Below are 15,182 nucleotides of genomic sequence, written 5' to 3'. Positions count from 1 at the left end.
AGTCGCTAAACTTCAATATTACCATAAAATATGATGTCATACCGGGAGAAAAAAACCGGAAGGGCGAATTTTTCCAGGAATTCATTGAAACATTTGTGACATAACTTATGTAGAGAACTATAACCAAATAAAATCCGCACCAATCCAGATGCGGATTCATTCCTCGTGTGTTCAGCCTGTCTCCAAATGAAGGAGGACAACACCGGCTATGATCATGAATATCGATATGATTTTCAGCCGATTGTATGTTTCTTGGAAAAACAAAATGCCGATTACCGCTGTAGAGACCACCGTGACTCCAGACCAGACCGCATAAACGAAGCCGACTTCGAAGTGTTGGACAGCCAGCGTTAGACAGGTCAGACAGAGGGCGTAGCACAAAAAGGCCGAAACAGTAGGAACAGGTCTTGTATAACCTCTGGCCAGCTTGACCGATAAATTCGATAAAAAGGCCAGAACCAGGCTGCTTATTAAATAAACATACGCCATCATGCTCCCTCCCCGGCTGTAGGAGCTTTTTGTCTTGTACTGACGTTCAATCCAATAACGCCGGCGATGATAAGCAGTGTGCCTGCCATCTTCACAGAAGAATTGGATTCTCCGAAAGCTAAGATTCCGACGCTGACGATCAAGGCAGTTCCCACACCGGACCAAATCGCGTTGACCACGCTTATTTCTGAATGATAAGCAATCGTGATGTACAAAGTGAATGAGATGGCATAGCATACAGCGACGATGACCGCTGCCATCCAGCTGTTGTCTGCCAACTTCATGAACGAGGCACCGGTCGTTTCCAAAATGATCGAGGTACTCAGCAAGCTGTAAAATTTCATGATGTTGTCCTCCTTGAATGTTGAACTGGTCCCAGGGCAGTGGAAGTACGATTGCTTCAAATAAATTTGCATTACGATACCTCGCAAAAAAGGAAATAAAACTAGTCTGGCATCATTTTAACTAATTTGTAATCTTTTTTAGCAGAAAGATTTGATTTTAGGAGGAAGAGGCCAATCCAAAAGCTTGTCAGAAATATTCACAATAGATTAGGGAGGAAGAAAAGGTTATGTTACATTGTTATCAGATAAGAGAGAAAAAGGGGAGTCAATACATAGTGTGAGCGAAGCAGTCCGGATGCACGACAACAGTGCCTAGCTTGCCTTACAAGGAATGGTTGTTGCTCAAAAAGATCAAAGGATCATAACCAGCATCCAAGATAGAAAAGGTAGTGCATGGCGGCCAAAATAAAACCGCGCGAATTCTGAATGCTAAACGAATTCGCGCGGTTTTTATCTTAGTCACTATGCATTTGTCCAGCCTTACTGCTCTTTTTCCAACTCATAGTCACCTTCCTGGCTATGTACCACTATATGGGTTTGATCGATAATTTCTAAACCTACTTCAGTGGAGATGGTTGTTTTCCCGTTTTCCTCTGGTCGGTACAGCAGTACACCGGAGAATGTGTTCTCAGAACGATCGTTCACGGCCAGGACTTGCTCTTGATTATTGGTGGTAATATGAAGGTTGCTAGTTAGCCCTTTTGTAAAAGTGATTGTTTCACCCGACTCTGTTTCTTTCCAGTCCCCATACAACATACCCAGCTCTTGGTTATCGAAAGCAGTAAACGTATAGGAAGCTGCACCGTCAATGGTCAGCACTGCAGTGGTCTCGTCGATTTTTTCCAGACTGGCAGCTTTTCCTTTCCATTCCGGACGGTCTTCAGGAGCTTTGACGATATCACCCAGCACAGTATTTTCATTTTTTTCACGGATATCCATGAAAAAGGTTGTCAGCCCATCCGCTTCCCTATCATTACTTGAACGGTTTAATTTTTGAAAATGGATAGATCCCAGTCCGAATTCCATGCTAGGGAGCCCGGAATTGCCCCATCCGAATTCCTCCATTTTGTATAAGTCATTCAATTCTTTTGTCAACTTTTCTTCTTCCTTTTCACTGCGTTGTTCCGGCTTCGCAGCATCTACAGAGAGTTCCAGCTGACTTTCTATTTGATCATCCTCCGAGTGGGTTTCGGCGGTGGAACTCGGTTGACAGCCAGCCATGACCGCTGTCAGAAACATGGGGATATATATGATTGCATTTCGCAAAATAACACTCCTAAAATCAATTTTTCTGATAGAATTGCCGTATTATAGTGTATCAGTTTTCCTTCCTTTTTTATAGAAAAATTTTTGTGAAGTTCAAGGAAGTCAGGGTGGTTGAAAAGCCGGGAAAGAAGTCCGTATACTTAAATAGAAGTTGGAAAGGAAAGGAATTTGACTATGTTACATGAATTTGTAGTACGGATTGCGACAGACAGTCTCGATCAGGCAATTGAAAAATTAAATGCGTTCGGTGTTTACAATCTATATTATGAGCCTCCGATTGAAATTTTTCAGGTCGACAATGGTTATGATTATCGCGAAATCGAACAAAAGTATGCCGAGTTGAAAGTGTATGCAGAAGAGGACAGTGTTCCCGGTCTTCCGGAAGCTTATTTCAAGCGGATAGAGCAGGCATTGGAGGTGCCGAAAGAAGCCATCCTTCATCGGGAAGTGGACGAGCAGCAGTGGGATACTGCCTTCGCAGATATAGATTTGGGAAATGGCTGGATCCTCTGTTATTCGGGTAACGAGGCTAAGTATCCAGACAAGCAAGTACTGAAATTTGAACCGCAGGCTGCATTCGGGACCGGCCTTCATGAGACAACACAGGACTGTTTGCGCATCCTGTTGTCAAAGGATTTATCCGGTCGGACGATACTGGATTTGGGAACTGGTTCCGGCGTATTGTCTGTTGCGGCTGGGTTGAAAGGTGCTGGTTCACTGACCGCTGTCGATTATGAACCGGTGGAAAGAGAAATTCGCTTGAATGCCGAGCTGAATGATTTGCAGCAGCCGTTGCAGGTGGTAAAGGGAGATCTGCTAACAGGTGACTATCGAATAAAAGAACATTACAATCTGATCATCATCAATATTGGGGCAGAGGAAACAATAAAAATAATGGATAGACATCTTTTGCCTGAAAAAAGCAGTGAATTTCTCATTTCCGGCATTGTCGAATGGAATGCAGATAGTGTCGTCGCCGATTTTCAGAAGAAGGGATTTTCCATTAAGGAAAAACGGCAGGCCAATGAATGGGTGACGATTCTTTTTGAGAAAACAGCCTGATAGTCGCCGACCATTATTCGTGTTTAATCTGCTTACATGAATGCCGGAAAACCCTTGTCGGTTTTACCGATTGTGTATTTGGGGAAAAATAGTTGAGTATGGAACGTATGCCTTCTTTTTATGGAGGGGTAAGAATTTGAATGACGTGCCAAAACCGATAAAAAGGAGAGTTGATCTCATGAAAGTATTAGTTGCAGGTGCCAATGGACATACCGGACGCCTGATTTTGCAATACTTGGTGGAACGTGGACATGAAGCGTACGGGATGGTACGCGATGAACAACAGGCTCCCCGTCTTAAAAATATAGGCGCTCATGTTGTAACCGGAGATTTGGAAAAAGATTTATCCGATCTTGTAACAGGGATGGACGCTGTCATCTTTGCAGCGGGTTCCGGTTCGAAAACAGGACCGGAAAAGACCAAAGATGTCGATCGTGACGGAGCAATCAACTTAATCGATACGGCGAAAAAACAAGGTGTCGACCGTTTTGTTATGTTGAGTTCGATTTTCGCTGACCAGCCCGATGTAGCTGAAGGGCCGTTCGGCTATTATTTGCAAATGAAAGGGGAGGCGGATGAGCACTTGCGCAACAGTGGTTTAACTTATACCATTGTCCGTCCGGGCGGATTGACACACGAAGAGCCGACCGGGAAAGTGCAGGCTGCTGAAGACGTCGAAAGAGGCTCCATCAGTCGGGGCGATGTGGCAGACGTGATTGTCACTTCTCTCGAACAAAAAAACACGTATCATAAGTCCTTTGATTTAATAGAAGGAGAAGACGAAATTCCAGAGGCATTAAAAAAACTGTAAGCAAAAAGCGTTCCTTTCTATAGGGACGCTTTTTTAGAAGAAGACACTCCCATTTCTTGGTAAGAGTCGATAAGAGTGATCGAATCACGGAGAAAAGAAGCACTTCCCATGTTGAGCGATTATTCTTTTCAACATAACTTTCATGCGAAAAACCTCAGCCTCTGTCTCTGCAATATATTTGAAAATAGAATTGTCGATGGAACCATACAATGTAGTTCTATATCCATACACCAATCAAGTATACAAAAATTCCGATGATCAAACTTCCGATCACGGGCACCAGCGTTTTGGAGTGGCTTACCAAATTCACAAGCCCCAGGTAAAAGAAAAATATGGCTAGATAAGTGAACGGTGATACCGATTGAAAAACAGATGCTAAAAATAGAAGTAAAAGTGCGACTAAGGTATGAAGTCCGGCCAGTTTTCCGGACTGTTTTCTTTCTGACATGGTATTCGATCCTTTCGGGTATAGTACCCTGCCATTATACGCCAATTTTCCTGTTAGGGGAAATCTAGCGAATAAAGCAAAAAAAGACGAAAAGGAAAGTATCCCGAGCTAGCCTTTTCGCCTTTATATAATAGAAAGGAGACTAAAATTGGAGAACGCCTGTGAATCCCGATACCTACTGTTGTTTTTTCACTGCCTGAACGACTCCTGCCGCACGTTCGCGTAGGCTGTTCAAGCTAGTTTTTCTGCTGGCCGCTGAGCTGGTAAGGCGTTGCTTCTTCGCCTGTATCGATTCATGCAATTCTTTCAGCTTTGCGCGGTGATTGCTTACTTCTGGTAACATGATTGATTCCCCCCTTTCATAATATAGCTTATGGAGGGAATGCTGGTTTGCTAGTATGTTTCTACTAGAATATACAACCATTTTTTATAATTGCCAGCAGATAAGAGGGGTGAAAACTAGTTTTCCTTGCTTTCGTCATCCATCATATCACTTAACATCTTGGTCATCGACTTGAACTTTTCCTCGTCATTCAGCATGTCTTTCATCGCTCCGAAAGCCTGTTTGGAAAGCTCCGGATCATTTAGCACTTTTTCCATCATTTTACTGCTGTCTCCACTAGAAGTGAAGCTTTTCAGCAGTTCACCCAGGTCTTTGTTTGCCATTTGTCCTACCACTCCATTCAAAAAGTTTTTCGGAAAGTGAGTTCGCACATATTGAAAGGCCTGACGCAGTCCGTTTCTTACTTGAGGTGTATTGAGCGCCTGATAGAAGCCCTGCAGTTTTTCCAATGAATCGGTGTTGAGTCGTTTTGCCTGCCATTCCGCTTTCAACCGGTCCAGAAAAAATCCGGAGTCGACCAATACCGCTTCTGATGCCTCGCTGTTATCGGTTTCTTCTTTCAACATTGCACGTTGTTTTTCCGGATCTGTGATTTGTCTGTAACCAGCGGAAGTTTTTTCGAAAAAAAGAGTGCTTTTTGCCATTATTTCACCATCCTTCAATTATACTTTCTATACATAATTACGTAGCGGGAATGGTTTCGTCCGTGTGAATGTCTAGTAGAAACAGCCTTTTTTGAAAATAGATGTTAGTCCCCCTGACTGGACGGTTCACTTGACTATTTTTACGTAATTCCGCGCGGGAATGGCTTTTTCGTCTATACCAAGCTTTTAAAATTTCATAGGTTGTTAATGTGAGGCCTCACCGAAAAACTTTTTAATAGAATAGAGGTGATATGGCATGGCTATCGTAGCTGCAATCCTATTGTTGTTCTTCTGGTTTGTAGTATTTACACCAATTATTCTATTAATTGCTGTTTTGGCTGCCCTTGGTATCTAAAACGGACAATATAAGCCAGCTTCTCACTCCTCCATCCAGGAAAGATGCTGAACGGTAGAGGGAAAGGGCAACGGCAGTGTGCCATTGCCCTTTTACATATGGATGAAAAAGTATTCAGAATCCGATGAAAACTGCCAACCTTCCATTTCGGCGTAAGATACTGCCAGTAAAGAAAGGAGCAGTACCCGCTACAATGCGAAGCGGCCATCAAACAGCCGCATAACAGGAAATCTATCTAAGGGGCTCCCCCTTATAGGAAAATAAAAATAACCGAACGAATCCGAGTGCTTGGCAGTTCGAATATCGTTCGGTTATTGGTTGGTCACGATGCTTTTCTTTTAATCTTCTTTCATCCACTCCGGTTTTCCGAAGCCTTGGAATTCTTCATCGATAATCTGTTCAAATTCATCTGACTCGATTACTTCTTTTATATCTTTGACATATTGTTTGTCTAGATCTTCAGTGTTCACCACTACCCGGTTTCGGTAATCGTCCGGCATATCTTCTAGCGCCAGGGCATCCAGCAAATCCATATCGGCTGCCAGAGCGTAGTTCCCAGGTACGGCTGCCAAGTCTTCACTTTCCACGGCTCGTGGAAGCTGACCGGCTTCGATTTCCTGAAATTTCAGGTTCTTAGGATTTTCGGCGATGTCATCTACGGAAGCACGTAAAGGATCGACGTCTTCGCTGATCGTAATCAATCCTTCATCCTGAAGCATGACCAGAGTTCTCGCCAAGTTTGTTGGATCATTGGCGATGACAATGGTACTGCCGTCTTCGATAGCATCTATACTATCGAAAGTGTTGGAGTAGAGACCCATCGGTGCTGTCGGTACAATGATCACTTCGGATAAATCCATGTTATTTTCTTCTGCAAAAGCTTCCATGTAAATTTTATGCTGGAACAGGTTGGCGTCCAAATCGCCGTTTGCCAGAGAATTATTCGGCTGAATATAGTCGGTGAATTCCTTGTTTTCCACTGTGTAGCCTTTTTCTTCAAGGAGTGGAGCGATGGCTTTGTTTACCATGTCGCTGTATGGCCCGGTAGTTGCTCCGAAGGTTATCTCTTTTTTGCCGCTGTCGCTTCCTTCTCCATTACTGGCGGTGTCATCTTCATCTGAGCCGCATGCAGCCAACACTGTTAGCAATAAAATCGTCAGCAAGGTTAATAATTTTTTCATTTTTGTTCCCCCTCATTCTTCGTTGATAAACTTTTTATATTTTCTCAGCGCTTGTTGACCGCCTTTGCGATGAAGTCACCGAGATACTGCACAAATTGGACCAATACGATCAATACGATAACGGTAGTGAACATGACGGTATCGTCATAGCGGTAATAGCCATACCGGATAGCCAAGTCGCCGATACCTCCGCCGCCGACGGTTCCCGCCATCGCCGAGTAACCGATAAGGCTGATGGCTGTGATGGTCAAGCCACTGATCAAACCGGGCTTTGCTTCCGGGAAAATGATATCTTTGATAATCATCCATGGGGAAGCTCCGACTGCAACAGCAGCTTCGATAACACCTTTATCGATTTCTCTGGCGGCCGATTCGACAATACGGGCATAGAACGGAATGGCGGCCACCGATAAGGAAACGGATGCAGCCAGTGGCCCGATAGTTGTATTGGTCAGCAGCTTCGTAAATGGAATCAGGAAAACAAGTAAAATAATAAATGGGATCGAGCGGATTAAATTAACAATGATTCCGACAACCAGTTTTACAAATTTGTTTTCCAGAAAAAGTCCTTTGTCGGTGACGTATAGCAAAATCCCCATCGGCAAGCCAATAAGAACGGCCACCAGCAGACTTATCCCCACCATCAGCATCGTTTCCAAAAAAGCTGTATTCAACTCCGGCAAAAGTTCGATAATCCGATCAAGCATGCTGAATCACCTCCAGCTGATTGACACGCTCTTTTAAGTAAGCAACCGCTTTGTCTACTTCGGATCGTTCACCGGTCATTTCCATAATGAAAATGCCGAGTGGTGTTTCGCCGATGTATTCGACTTTTCCGTGCAGGATATTCCCGCTTACCGAGAAAGTCTGCAGCATATCGGAAACAACGGCTTCACCGGCGATGTCACCACGGAATTGGAGGCGCATCAAGGTTCCGGTGCAGTTTTCCAATAATTTGGCCGGCAGCTCAAAGCTAAGGACAGTTTGAATGAACGCTTTGGTGAGCGGCTCGGTCGGATTGGCGAAAATTTCATATGTAGATCCTTCTTCGATCACGCGTCCCTCCTGCATGACCGCACAACGGTTGCAGATTTCTTTGACAACTTCCATTTCATGGGTAATGATGACAATCGTAATTCCAAACTGCTGATTGATTTTTTTCAATAGTTTCAATATCGATTTCGTCGTACCTGGATCGAGGGCGGAAGTGGCTTCATCACAAAGCAGGACCTTCGGGTTGTTCGCGAGTGCCCGGGCGATGCTTACCCGCTGTTTTTGGCCGCCGCTCAATTGGGCCGGATAGTCGTTCGCTTTCTCGCGCAAACCGACTAATTCAAGCAATTCCAAGACGCGATTTTTCCGTTTGGATTTTGGGACTCCGGCAGCTTTTAAGGCAAAAGCGACATTTTCGAAGACTGTTTTTGATGAAACCAGGTAAAATCCCTGAAAAATCATCCCGATCGATTGTCTCGCTTCCCGAAGTTCCTTGCTGGATAAGCTCAACAGATCAACATTGTCGATCCATACTTTGCCGGTAGTCGGACGCTCCAAAATATTCATGCAGCGGAGCAATGTGCTTTTTCCGGCTCCGCTGTAACCGACGATGCCGTAAATTTCCCCTTTTCTGATGTCCAGGGAAACTTCATCAACGCCGGTCACTAAACCAGCTTTTGTTTTGAACATCTTACTTACATTTTCAATTGTAATCATCCTGTTCCCCCCCAAACATCGTACAAAAATAAAAAAACCTCTTTCATTCAGAAAGAGGGAAGAAATACTATTCAATCCTTATCTTTCAGAATGAATCACCATTCTGCAGGAGGTAGCACCACTCCGCAAGGAAGGTTGCTGTGACGTCGACAGGCCTGTTCCCTCGGTCACTCTGGATAAGATTTATTAGATATGTAATTTGTAAGTAAGATAGATTCTATCATAATTGGCTGATAAATGTTTGTCAATGTATTTTAATTGGTAAAAATCAAAAAAATTCAGAGAATGAAAATGATAAGGTTTTCATGGAAACGACAGGCTTTTAATGGTAAGATGCTAACAGCAATACTGGAAGGAGTGACTTTGATGGATGGAAGAAAACGAAGTGCTATTAACCCGGGAGACTCAGTAGATATTGTGCTGAAGAAAGACCAGCGGTCCGGAAATTTGACCAAAGGGGTTGTGCGGGATATTCTAACCAATTCAAGCGAGCATCCGCACGGGATCAAAGTCCGTTTGGAAGATGGACAGGTTGGAAGGGTCAAGTCCGTCCATAAAGATTGAACATGCGTGACATAAAACAAGGGAGCGGATCGTCGTGAACAGACGGACCGCTCCCTTTTTGGGGAAAAGCTTACCACACCTTCAATTTCCTTATTTTATCAGTCCCAAGCTTTGCAGGCCTTTATAAATGCCGGAATCTTCTACAGTCGTTGTCCGATGCTTGGCATATTGGAAAAGGTCAGGGTGGGCATTTCCCATGGCAAACCCTTCGCCGACTGCCTGCATTAACTGCTTGTCATTCATGCCATCGCCAAAAGCAATCGCGCTTTCTTTCGGGATTTGCAGTCTATCGAGTAACTTGGCCACGGCTTTTCCTTTATTGACACTGTCTCTGATAACATCATAGCAGTGGTCAAGTCCGCTTACGTTCACTTGAGAAAAATCAATGTCATCTTCAACTTTGTAAAGAGAGGGATCTGTTTTCGAAAGTTTCATTAGGGTGACACCCAAAATATCATCGATCACTTCCGGTCCGAACAGTGCGTTTTTCTTTAATTCGAAAACATCGATGAATCGTTTTACGACCTCTGCTTCCATCGAGGTGTAGTAATTTCTTTCACTAGTATAAAGCACCATTTCATGTCCATGGCGGCTGGCCGTTTCAGTGAATTTTCGAACCGTATCTGCTTTCAGCGGTTCATCGACAATTACCTCATCCCGGTAGATGGCAAAAGCGCCGTTATAACCGATAAAGGAATGGATGTCGAGCTCCGTGGCGATATCAGCGATTTCATGGAGTGGACGGCCAGTTGCCAGGAAAACTTCCACGCCTTTTTCTTTGACCTCGAGCACTGCCTGTCTGGTGGAGTCTTGGATGGTATGATCAGGACGCAGAATTGTGCCATCAATGTCTAAAAACAAAACCTTGTAGTCGTTCATGTGATTCTCCTTTTGCTTTGAATGATTATTCGTTAACTAGGATGAATCTTATCATATCTTGTGCCCTTATTGAAAACTTTGCCCTTATAGCTCGTACAATACCTGGAAGGATGTCGGTATGGTAAAATAGGTGAAAAGCATGAGAATGAATACGGGAGAGCAGTCATGAAAAATTTACAGAAGCAAAGCATCAAGGTAATTGATTTTCGAAACGGGAATGTCACAGAAAACATTGGGCAGCTGGGAATAAAAGATGATTTTCTCATCATTGCTGGAATGGAGGTGTTTCCTCCTTCCAGAACACCATTTGGCGAACTTTTTCTGAAAGATGATTTTGAGCTGGAAGGCCCGGGGATGAATGGTCGTCTGGTACCCGTGATACAGGAAAACCTGGGGAAGATTGTCAGCAACCTGAAAGCTGTCCGGTTTTACATAGGACACGAGAAAGATACGATACAGACGCCGAGTACGGAAGAAATACAACATAGGGTGGATGATGTCAATCAGCAGTTCGACTGCCTGGACAGCGAACAGGTGCAACGTTGGCTATATGAAAACAATTCAGATTATCGACATAAAATAGTATCTGCCAGAGAATGTACTGAACAAACAATCCAAACCTTGTACATTTCCAATCTGGATTTTCCTGATGTAAAAGAAATAACGGCTGATTATTTACAGCTGCCTGAGTTAAAGGAACACCTTCGGGGAACAGGGCCGGAGGAGGGCAAAACCTATGTGGGGTTGCTCCTCTGTGGCAATCATGTTCAATGGGTGGAAAAAAACGGAGACGAAACAGTCCTGAAAGATAAACTAGAGCATGAATACAGGAAATGGTGGACGGAAAACAAAGCTGAAGACCACTTGTGTCGTAAAGTGATTGTTCCACTGGACACAGATAAGGAAGATCCTTACATTGCTGTCCACCATTATGTTTTTCCGGCATTTGGCGGGAAGTATCAGTCGGGGCGGCTTCGTTACAGCGTTTGTTCGAGCTTTACCGAGGGCGTGCTGGCCAAAGACCAGTTGCAAAAGCAAAATAAGCTGAGGAACAGCAATCAAACCGAGTATTTCTTATTGTTTAACCGTACCTTGGATGTCGTATATACTGCAGGGCTTAATGAGCGATATTGCCAGAACTGCTGCGCGTTTTATTACCCATTGCCCCGGCATTTCCTTATGGAGGACCGTTTAAAACAATACAGTCCGTATATCCAAGGAAGACATATTCCTGTAGAGGTCGGCATATTCAACAAAACCAAGTATTTGTTTGATGAGTTCGCTTGTCCTTCGTGTGGTGAAAAGTTGAAGAAGGTCTATGAAGTATTCACCAAGCCCTCCAAGCCAAGAAGGTATGAGCCTGAAAGCGAAGAAGATTATGATATCGACGATTATCTGTCGATGGAAGCGAAAATGGAAGCAGAAGAGAGAAGCAGCCAGCATGAACTGGAATGGATCACTGAACAGGATCAGACGATTTTTGACAGAAGTCCTTATGAGGAAGACTGATATCTGTAAATTGTCTTATTGGTTAATCAATCCTTTTTCCTTTTCTCGTTTTGCTAGTTTCCGTTATCCTTATGGAATAAATAGCAGATAAAGAGGGAGCAGCAGATGAAACAAATCTACAGTAACATCATCCAATACCGTGGCACTCATTATGAGTTCGGCCGGAAGCAAGGAAAAGAACTGAAGGGTTCCTTGACCGTCCAAAACCGTGAAAAGCAATGGAAGGTAAGGAAACCGCGTTTTACAGTGGATAGAAAAGAGGCAGAACAAGCAATCACCCGATTTTCACCGGGTGTGTGGAAGGAACTGCAGGCACTACGTGATGCTTTGGATTGGCCGATGGAACGGGTATTGATGGAGTTTGGCGGCTATCGGGTTGAATATGAAAAATCGGGCTGCTCGATCGTGACGGGGGACAATTATCTTGTCCGGAATTATGATTATCATCCTAAAACGTACGAAGGGCGGTATGTTATGTTCCAGCCGACCGATGGAGGGTATGCGATCGTCGGACCTTCACAGAGGATAACCGGGCGTCCCGATGGGATGAACGAAAAGGGGCTGGTGCTTGGCTACAATTTCATGCATCGTAAAAAACCCGGTGATGGTTTTATATGTGCCATGATTGGAAGACTCGTACTCGAATCATGCAAGAATGTGAAGGAAGCAGTCGCAATGTTGAAGGAGATTCCGCATCGCCATTCGTTTAGTTATATCGTCTATGATGCCGGTGGAGAAACATTTATCGTAGAGGCTTCTCCCAGAGGGGTGGAAGTACGTCAATCCAATGTTTGCACGAATCATTTTGAAATCATGAAACAGGAAAACCGTAACTATTTGGTGGATTCGGAACGCAGAAAGGGAATCATTGACGGAGAAAGACAAGCTTTTAAAAACGGGTATGATGCTTTCAGACTGATGAATGACTCGGATAAGGGGGTATTTTCCGATCAGTACCGCAACTGGGCGGGTACTATCCATACATCTGCCTATTTCCCCCGGGAGATGAAAGCGTGGTTTGCATTGGGGGGAGATCAGGAGCCGACAGAAATAGACGTAAAAGAATGGCTGGATGGGGAAGATTATCCTAAACAGCGGATACATGGGGAAGTAAATACTGACATTCCGTTCGTTCATATGGAAGAAGGCGCAAGCTGGATGAACGGGAAACGTTAAAAGAGGATGGACGGCAAAAGCCGTCCATGTTTTATAAATGCAGGGTTCAGGCGGCGCTGCGAAATGCCCCTTCGCTTTTCACTGACGGCTGGCGTCCCGCTTACGGAAAGAATCGGAGTAAAGCACTTAGATAGACAAGTGTTGGGAATTTGTAACATTATGCGTGAATTTTCCATTCTTTTGCCACAATAAACTGAGATAATGTCATAATAGACTTTCCCGGAGGATGGTTTTACATATGCGCAAATATGAGGCAACGATTGGGGAAATGCAAACGAAAATAGATGAAAAGCGCAAGGAGCTATACGATTTAGCTCAAGTAAAAGGAATTGCGAGTGCAGAAGTGTTGAGATGCAGTGAACAATTGGATCAATTGATTGTTATCTTGCAACAAAAGAAGTATGAGCGTCTAAAAAAAGAGGGAAGCAAATAAACGGAAATTGGTAAACAATGTTATTGCAATTTCTGCTATGCTGCTGTATTATATGAATACAAGCTACGTTGTTCGTAATGATAATAAGTTTTAACCTTTAAACTGTAATAGGGAGTTTTAAATTGAATGTGGAATGTCAAGCCTCCACGATAGAGGAAGACAGGAAGGGTTCTGCGAACACCCACTTTGAGGAGTGGTGGTTTAAAACTTTATTACGAGAGGTTACGGCAAATGTGGCTCTAAACATGATATGGAACAGCCAGTCCTTCATAGGGCTGGCTTTTTGAATGAAAGAAATCCCCTGTCTTTGTGACAGGGGATTTTTCACTTTCCACTTTCTTACTACAGGATAACCGACATCGTTGATAGAAACTGCGACATAACTGTAATGGGAAGCTCCGTTGCCTATTCAAAAAGCGTGCTAACCACCGCTTCGGCAGCATACTTCGCTTTCCGCGGGCACGGCTTCAGCTAACTAGGTAAAGAAAACCGCTTTACCTAGTGGATCTTCAGCTCGCGCTGTTCCCGCTGGAGTCTACGCATGCTACCTACGCTAAGAAGCATGGTGTTATCGCAAACCTAGAGACTTTTTCTTTGAGTCCCAACAAGCCATCTTAAAAGCTTTTGTCAGGAAATGTGTACTTCTTTTCATAAATAGATAGTTGAAGTTCCATTTATTATCCTGTTCTTGGACTTTCTGCTTGTTCCCTGGCAATGTCTTTTGATGATACGGTGCATAGAGTACCATGAATAAAAATTTCGAGGCGTTTCTAAACAGAAAGCTGTTCCTAGCGAAGAAAATACCCGAAGACTCCTGCGGGAGGAAAGGCCTCGGTGAGATCCCGCAGAGCGTTAGCTCGAGGAAGCTCACCAGCCGCCCGCGGAAAGCGCAGGGTATTTTCGCAGCGTCGAATTCCAACTCAACAAAAGTAAGTTCAGGAAGACGCGCCCAAACTATGTCGCAGTTTATATTTAGTGTGAATAACAACTTCCGATTATGATGAAGTGTACATCCCGCCATTGATATGGACGAATTGTCCGGTCATATAGGCCCCTTCGTCCGAAGCGAGCAGGATATAGCTGCCTACATGATCTGCTGGCTGTCCCGGGCGCCCGAGTGGAGTACTGGATCCAAATTCGCTTATTTGGTCCTCAGGTATAGTCGCTGGAATCAGCGGTGTCCAGATTGGACCTGGTGCTACTCCGTTCACACGGATGCCTTGTGGTGCGAGCTCTTGTGCAATCGAACGAGTGAAAGCGACTATCGCTCCTTTGGTGGATGTATAATCGACCAGTTGTTTGTTGCCGACATAAGCATTGATCGAAGCGGTATTAATAATCGCACTGCCAGTGTTTAAATGCGGTATGGCCGCCTGTGTGATGTAGAACATAGAGAAAAAGTTGACGTCGAACGTCCTGCGCAATTGCGCAGGAGTGATATCACGCACGTTTTGTTTCACTTCCTGCCGGGCGGCATTGTTCACGACGATATCCAGTTTCCCGTGCTGATTGACAACATCTTCGACAAGTTGGTTGCAAAAATTCTCGTCCCCAATATCTCCCGGATGGAGCGTGCATGTAACCCCTTCTTGTTCAATACGTTGTTTGGTGGCTTCGGCATCTTTATGTTCATCTAAATAGGCAATGGCCACATGGGCCCCTTCTTTTGCATACCCAATAGCGACAGCTTTGCCGATTCCGCTGTCGCCTCCAGTTATCAGTGCAACACGGTCTTTCAGTTTTCCGCTGCCAACATGGCTTTCCACCTCATAAATCGGCTTCGGATCCATTTCTGACTCCAATCCTGGCTGGCGGGATTGCTGCTGGGTAGGAATGCCGTCAGACAGGGGAGTTTGTTTACTTAATTCATCCATATCTATTGCCTCCTTGTAGGTTTCCATTTGATTTCTTTTTGGTTATACCCTTTTATGTTGCAGGAAAAACAGTCTGTCCGCTTCCTTAACATTT

17 protein-coding genes, 1 other RNA gene and 1 riboswitch are annotated in these 15,182 nt (G+C 44.3%); of the genes, 7 read left to right on the top strand and 11 right to left on the bottom strand.

Translation table 11 applies throughout. The features are described 5' to 3' along the window. Positions 1 to 171: 171 nt before the first annotated feature. The 3 genes from F6X55_RS03980 to F6X55_RS03970 all read right to left on the bottom strand — a co-directional run bounded on the left by F6X55_RS03980 (position 172) and on the right by F6X55_RS03970 (position 2,099). A complete protein-coding gene (locus F6X55_RS03980) occupies positions 172 to 489 on the bottom strand; it encodes a DMT family transporter (RefSeq protein WP_026571796.1) in 318 nt (105 codons plus the stop codon). Further along, positions 489 to 833: a DMT family transporter gene (locus tag F6X55_RS03975; RefSeq protein ID WP_161993050.1), complete on the bottom strand. Its 345-nt coding sequence runs from the start codon at positions 831 to 833 to the stop codon at positions 489 to 491. The genes F6X55_RS03980 and F6X55_RS03975 overlap by 1 nt, the downstream gene beginning before the upstream one ends. Before the next feature lie 480 nt (positions 834 to 1,313). Beyond that, positions 1,314 to 2,099, bottom strand: coding sequence for a hypothetical protein (locus tag F6X55_RS03970; RefSeq protein ID WP_026571798.1), 786 nt, complete (start codon positions 2,097 to 2,099; stop codon positions 1,314 to 1,316). A gap of 174 nt (positions 2,100 to 2,273) precedes the next feature. On the opposite strand from F6X55_RS03970, the gene F6X55_RS03965 reads away from it, so the two are divergent. Together F6X55_RS03965 and F6X55_RS03960 are read left to right on the top strand one after the other, a co-directional pair. Continuing rightward, positions 2,274 to 3,161 carry a 50S ribosomal protein L11 methyltransferase gene (locus F6X55_RS03965; protein WP_026571799.1) on the top strand — a complete coding sequence of 296 codons (888 nt, stop codon included), beginning with the start codon at positions 2,274 to 2,276 and terminating at the stop codon, positions 3,159 to 3,161. Positions 3,162 to 3,339: 178 nt separating this feature from the next. Continuing rightward, entirely contained in the window at positions 3,340 to 3,972 is a 633-nt protein-coding gene (locus F6X55_RS03960; RefSeq protein ID WP_026571800.1) for an SDR family oxidoreductase, read from the top strand. A gap of 217 nt (positions 3,973 to 4,189) precedes the next feature. On the opposite strand, the gene F6X55_RS03955 is transcribed toward F6X55_RS03960, so the two are convergent. From F6X55_RS03955 to F6X55_RS03930, 6 genes are all read right to left on the bottom strand, one after another. Further along, entirely contained in the window at positions 4,190 to 4,420 is a 231-nt protein-coding gene (locus tag F6X55_RS03955; protein ID WP_026571801.1) for a hypothetical protein, read from the bottom strand. Between the two features lie 175 nt (positions 4,421 to 4,595). Then, the gene (locus F6X55_RS03950; protein ID WP_153462053.1) at positions 4,596 to 4,763 is read right to left on the bottom strand and encodes a hypothetical protein; all 168 of its coding nucleotides are present in this window, start codon (positions 4,761 to 4,763) and stop codon (positions 4,596 to 4,598) included. 116 nt (positions 4,764 to 4,879) lie between these two features. After that, on the bottom strand, positions 4,880 to 5,407 hold the full coding sequence (locus tag F6X55_RS03945; RefSeq protein ID WP_026571802.1) for a hypothetical protein: 528 nt from the start codon (positions 5,405 to 5,407) through the stop codon (positions 4,880 to 4,882). Positions 5,408 to 6,100: 693 nt separating this feature from the next. Beyond that, positions 6,101 to 6,943, bottom strand: coding sequence for a MetQ/NlpA family ABC transporter substrate-binding protein (locus F6X55_RS03940; protein ID WP_026571803.1), 843 nt, complete (start codon positions 6,941 to 6,943; stop codon positions 6,101 to 6,103). A gap of 44 nt (positions 6,944 to 6,987) precedes the next feature. Continuing rightward, positions 6,988 to 7,650 carry a methionine ABC transporter permease gene (locus F6X55_RS03935; protein ID WP_026771567.1) on the bottom strand — a complete coding sequence of 221 codons (663 nt, stop codon included), beginning with the start codon at positions 7,648 to 7,650 and terminating at the stop codon, positions 6,988 to 6,990. Next, complete coding sequence (locus F6X55_RS03930) at positions 7,643 to 8,653, bottom strand: methionine ABC transporter ATP-binding protein (protein WP_026571805.1); 1,011 nt, start codon at positions 8,651 to 8,653, stop codon at positions 7,643 to 7,645. Before F6X55_RS03930 ends, F6X55_RS03935 begins: the two co-directional genes overlap by 8 nt. Before the next feature lie 75 nt (positions 8,654 to 8,728). Continuing rightward, a riboswitch (SAM riboswitch) is annotated at positions 8,729 to 8,836 on the bottom strand. Positions 8,837 to 9,019: 183 nt separating this feature from the next. Between F6X55_RS03930 and F6X55_RS03925 the strand changes: the two genes are divergently transcribed. Further along, positions 9,020 to 9,217, top strand: a complete 198-nt coding sequence (locus tag F6X55_RS03925) for a YwbE family protein (RefSeq protein ID WP_026571806.1) — start codon at positions 9,020 to 9,022, stop codon at positions 9,215 to 9,217. Between the two features lie 90 nt (positions 9,218 to 9,307). Here F6X55_RS03925 and F6X55_RS03920 read toward each other — a convergent pair whose 3' ends face one another. Continuing rightward, complete coding sequence (locus F6X55_RS03920) at positions 9,308 to 10,096, bottom strand: HAD family hydrolase (protein ID WP_026571807.1); 789 nt, start codon at positions 10,094 to 10,096, stop codon at positions 9,308 to 9,310. 165 nt (positions 10,097 to 10,261) lie between these two features. On the opposite strand from F6X55_RS03920, the gene F6X55_RS03915 reads away from it, so the two are divergent. The 4 genes from F6X55_RS03915 (at position 10,262) to ssrS (ending at position 13,458) form a co-directional block, all read left to right on the top strand. After that, a complete protein-coding gene (locus F6X55_RS03915; protein WP_153462051.1) occupies positions 10,262 to 11,605 on the top strand; it encodes a hypothetical protein in 1,344 nt (447 codons plus the stop codon). Between the two features lie 105 nt (positions 11,606 to 11,710). Next, the gene (locus F6X55_RS03910) at positions 11,711 to 12,781 is read left to right on the top strand and encodes a C45 family autoproteolytic acyltransferase/hydrolase (RefSeq protein ID WP_153462049.1); all 1,071 of its coding nucleotides are present in this window, start codon (positions 11,711 to 11,713) and stop codon (positions 12,779 to 12,781) included. A 238-nt stretch (positions 12,782 to 13,019) separates the two neighbouring features. Then, positions 13,020 to 13,214: an aspartyl-phosphate phosphatase Spo0E family protein gene (locus tag F6X55_RS03905; protein WP_035427506.1), complete on the top strand. Its 195-nt coding sequence runs from the start codon at positions 13,020 to 13,022 to the stop codon at positions 13,212 to 13,214. Positions 13,215 to 13,271: 57 nt separating this feature from the next. Further along, a non-coding RNA gene (ssrS, locus tag F6X55_RS03900) (6S RNA) lies at positions 13,272 to 13,458 on the top strand. 751 nt (positions 13,459 to 14,209) lie between these two features. Here the strand turns inward: ssrS and F6X55_RS03895 are convergent. Then, a complete protein-coding gene (locus tag F6X55_RS03895) occupies positions 14,210 to 15,088 on the bottom strand; it encodes an SDR family oxidoreductase (protein WP_035427598.1) in 879 nt (292 codons plus the stop codon). Positions 15,089 to 15,182: the final 94 nt, after the last annotated feature.

It is taken from the genome of Sediminibacillus terrae, from assembly GCF_009602435.1.
GTDB lineage: Bacteria > Bacillota > Bacilli > Bacillales > Amphibacillaceae > Sediminibacillus > Sediminibacillus terrae.
Note: the sequence above shows the minus strand (reverse complement) of the source record. Positions and strands in the feature narration are given on the sequence as shown.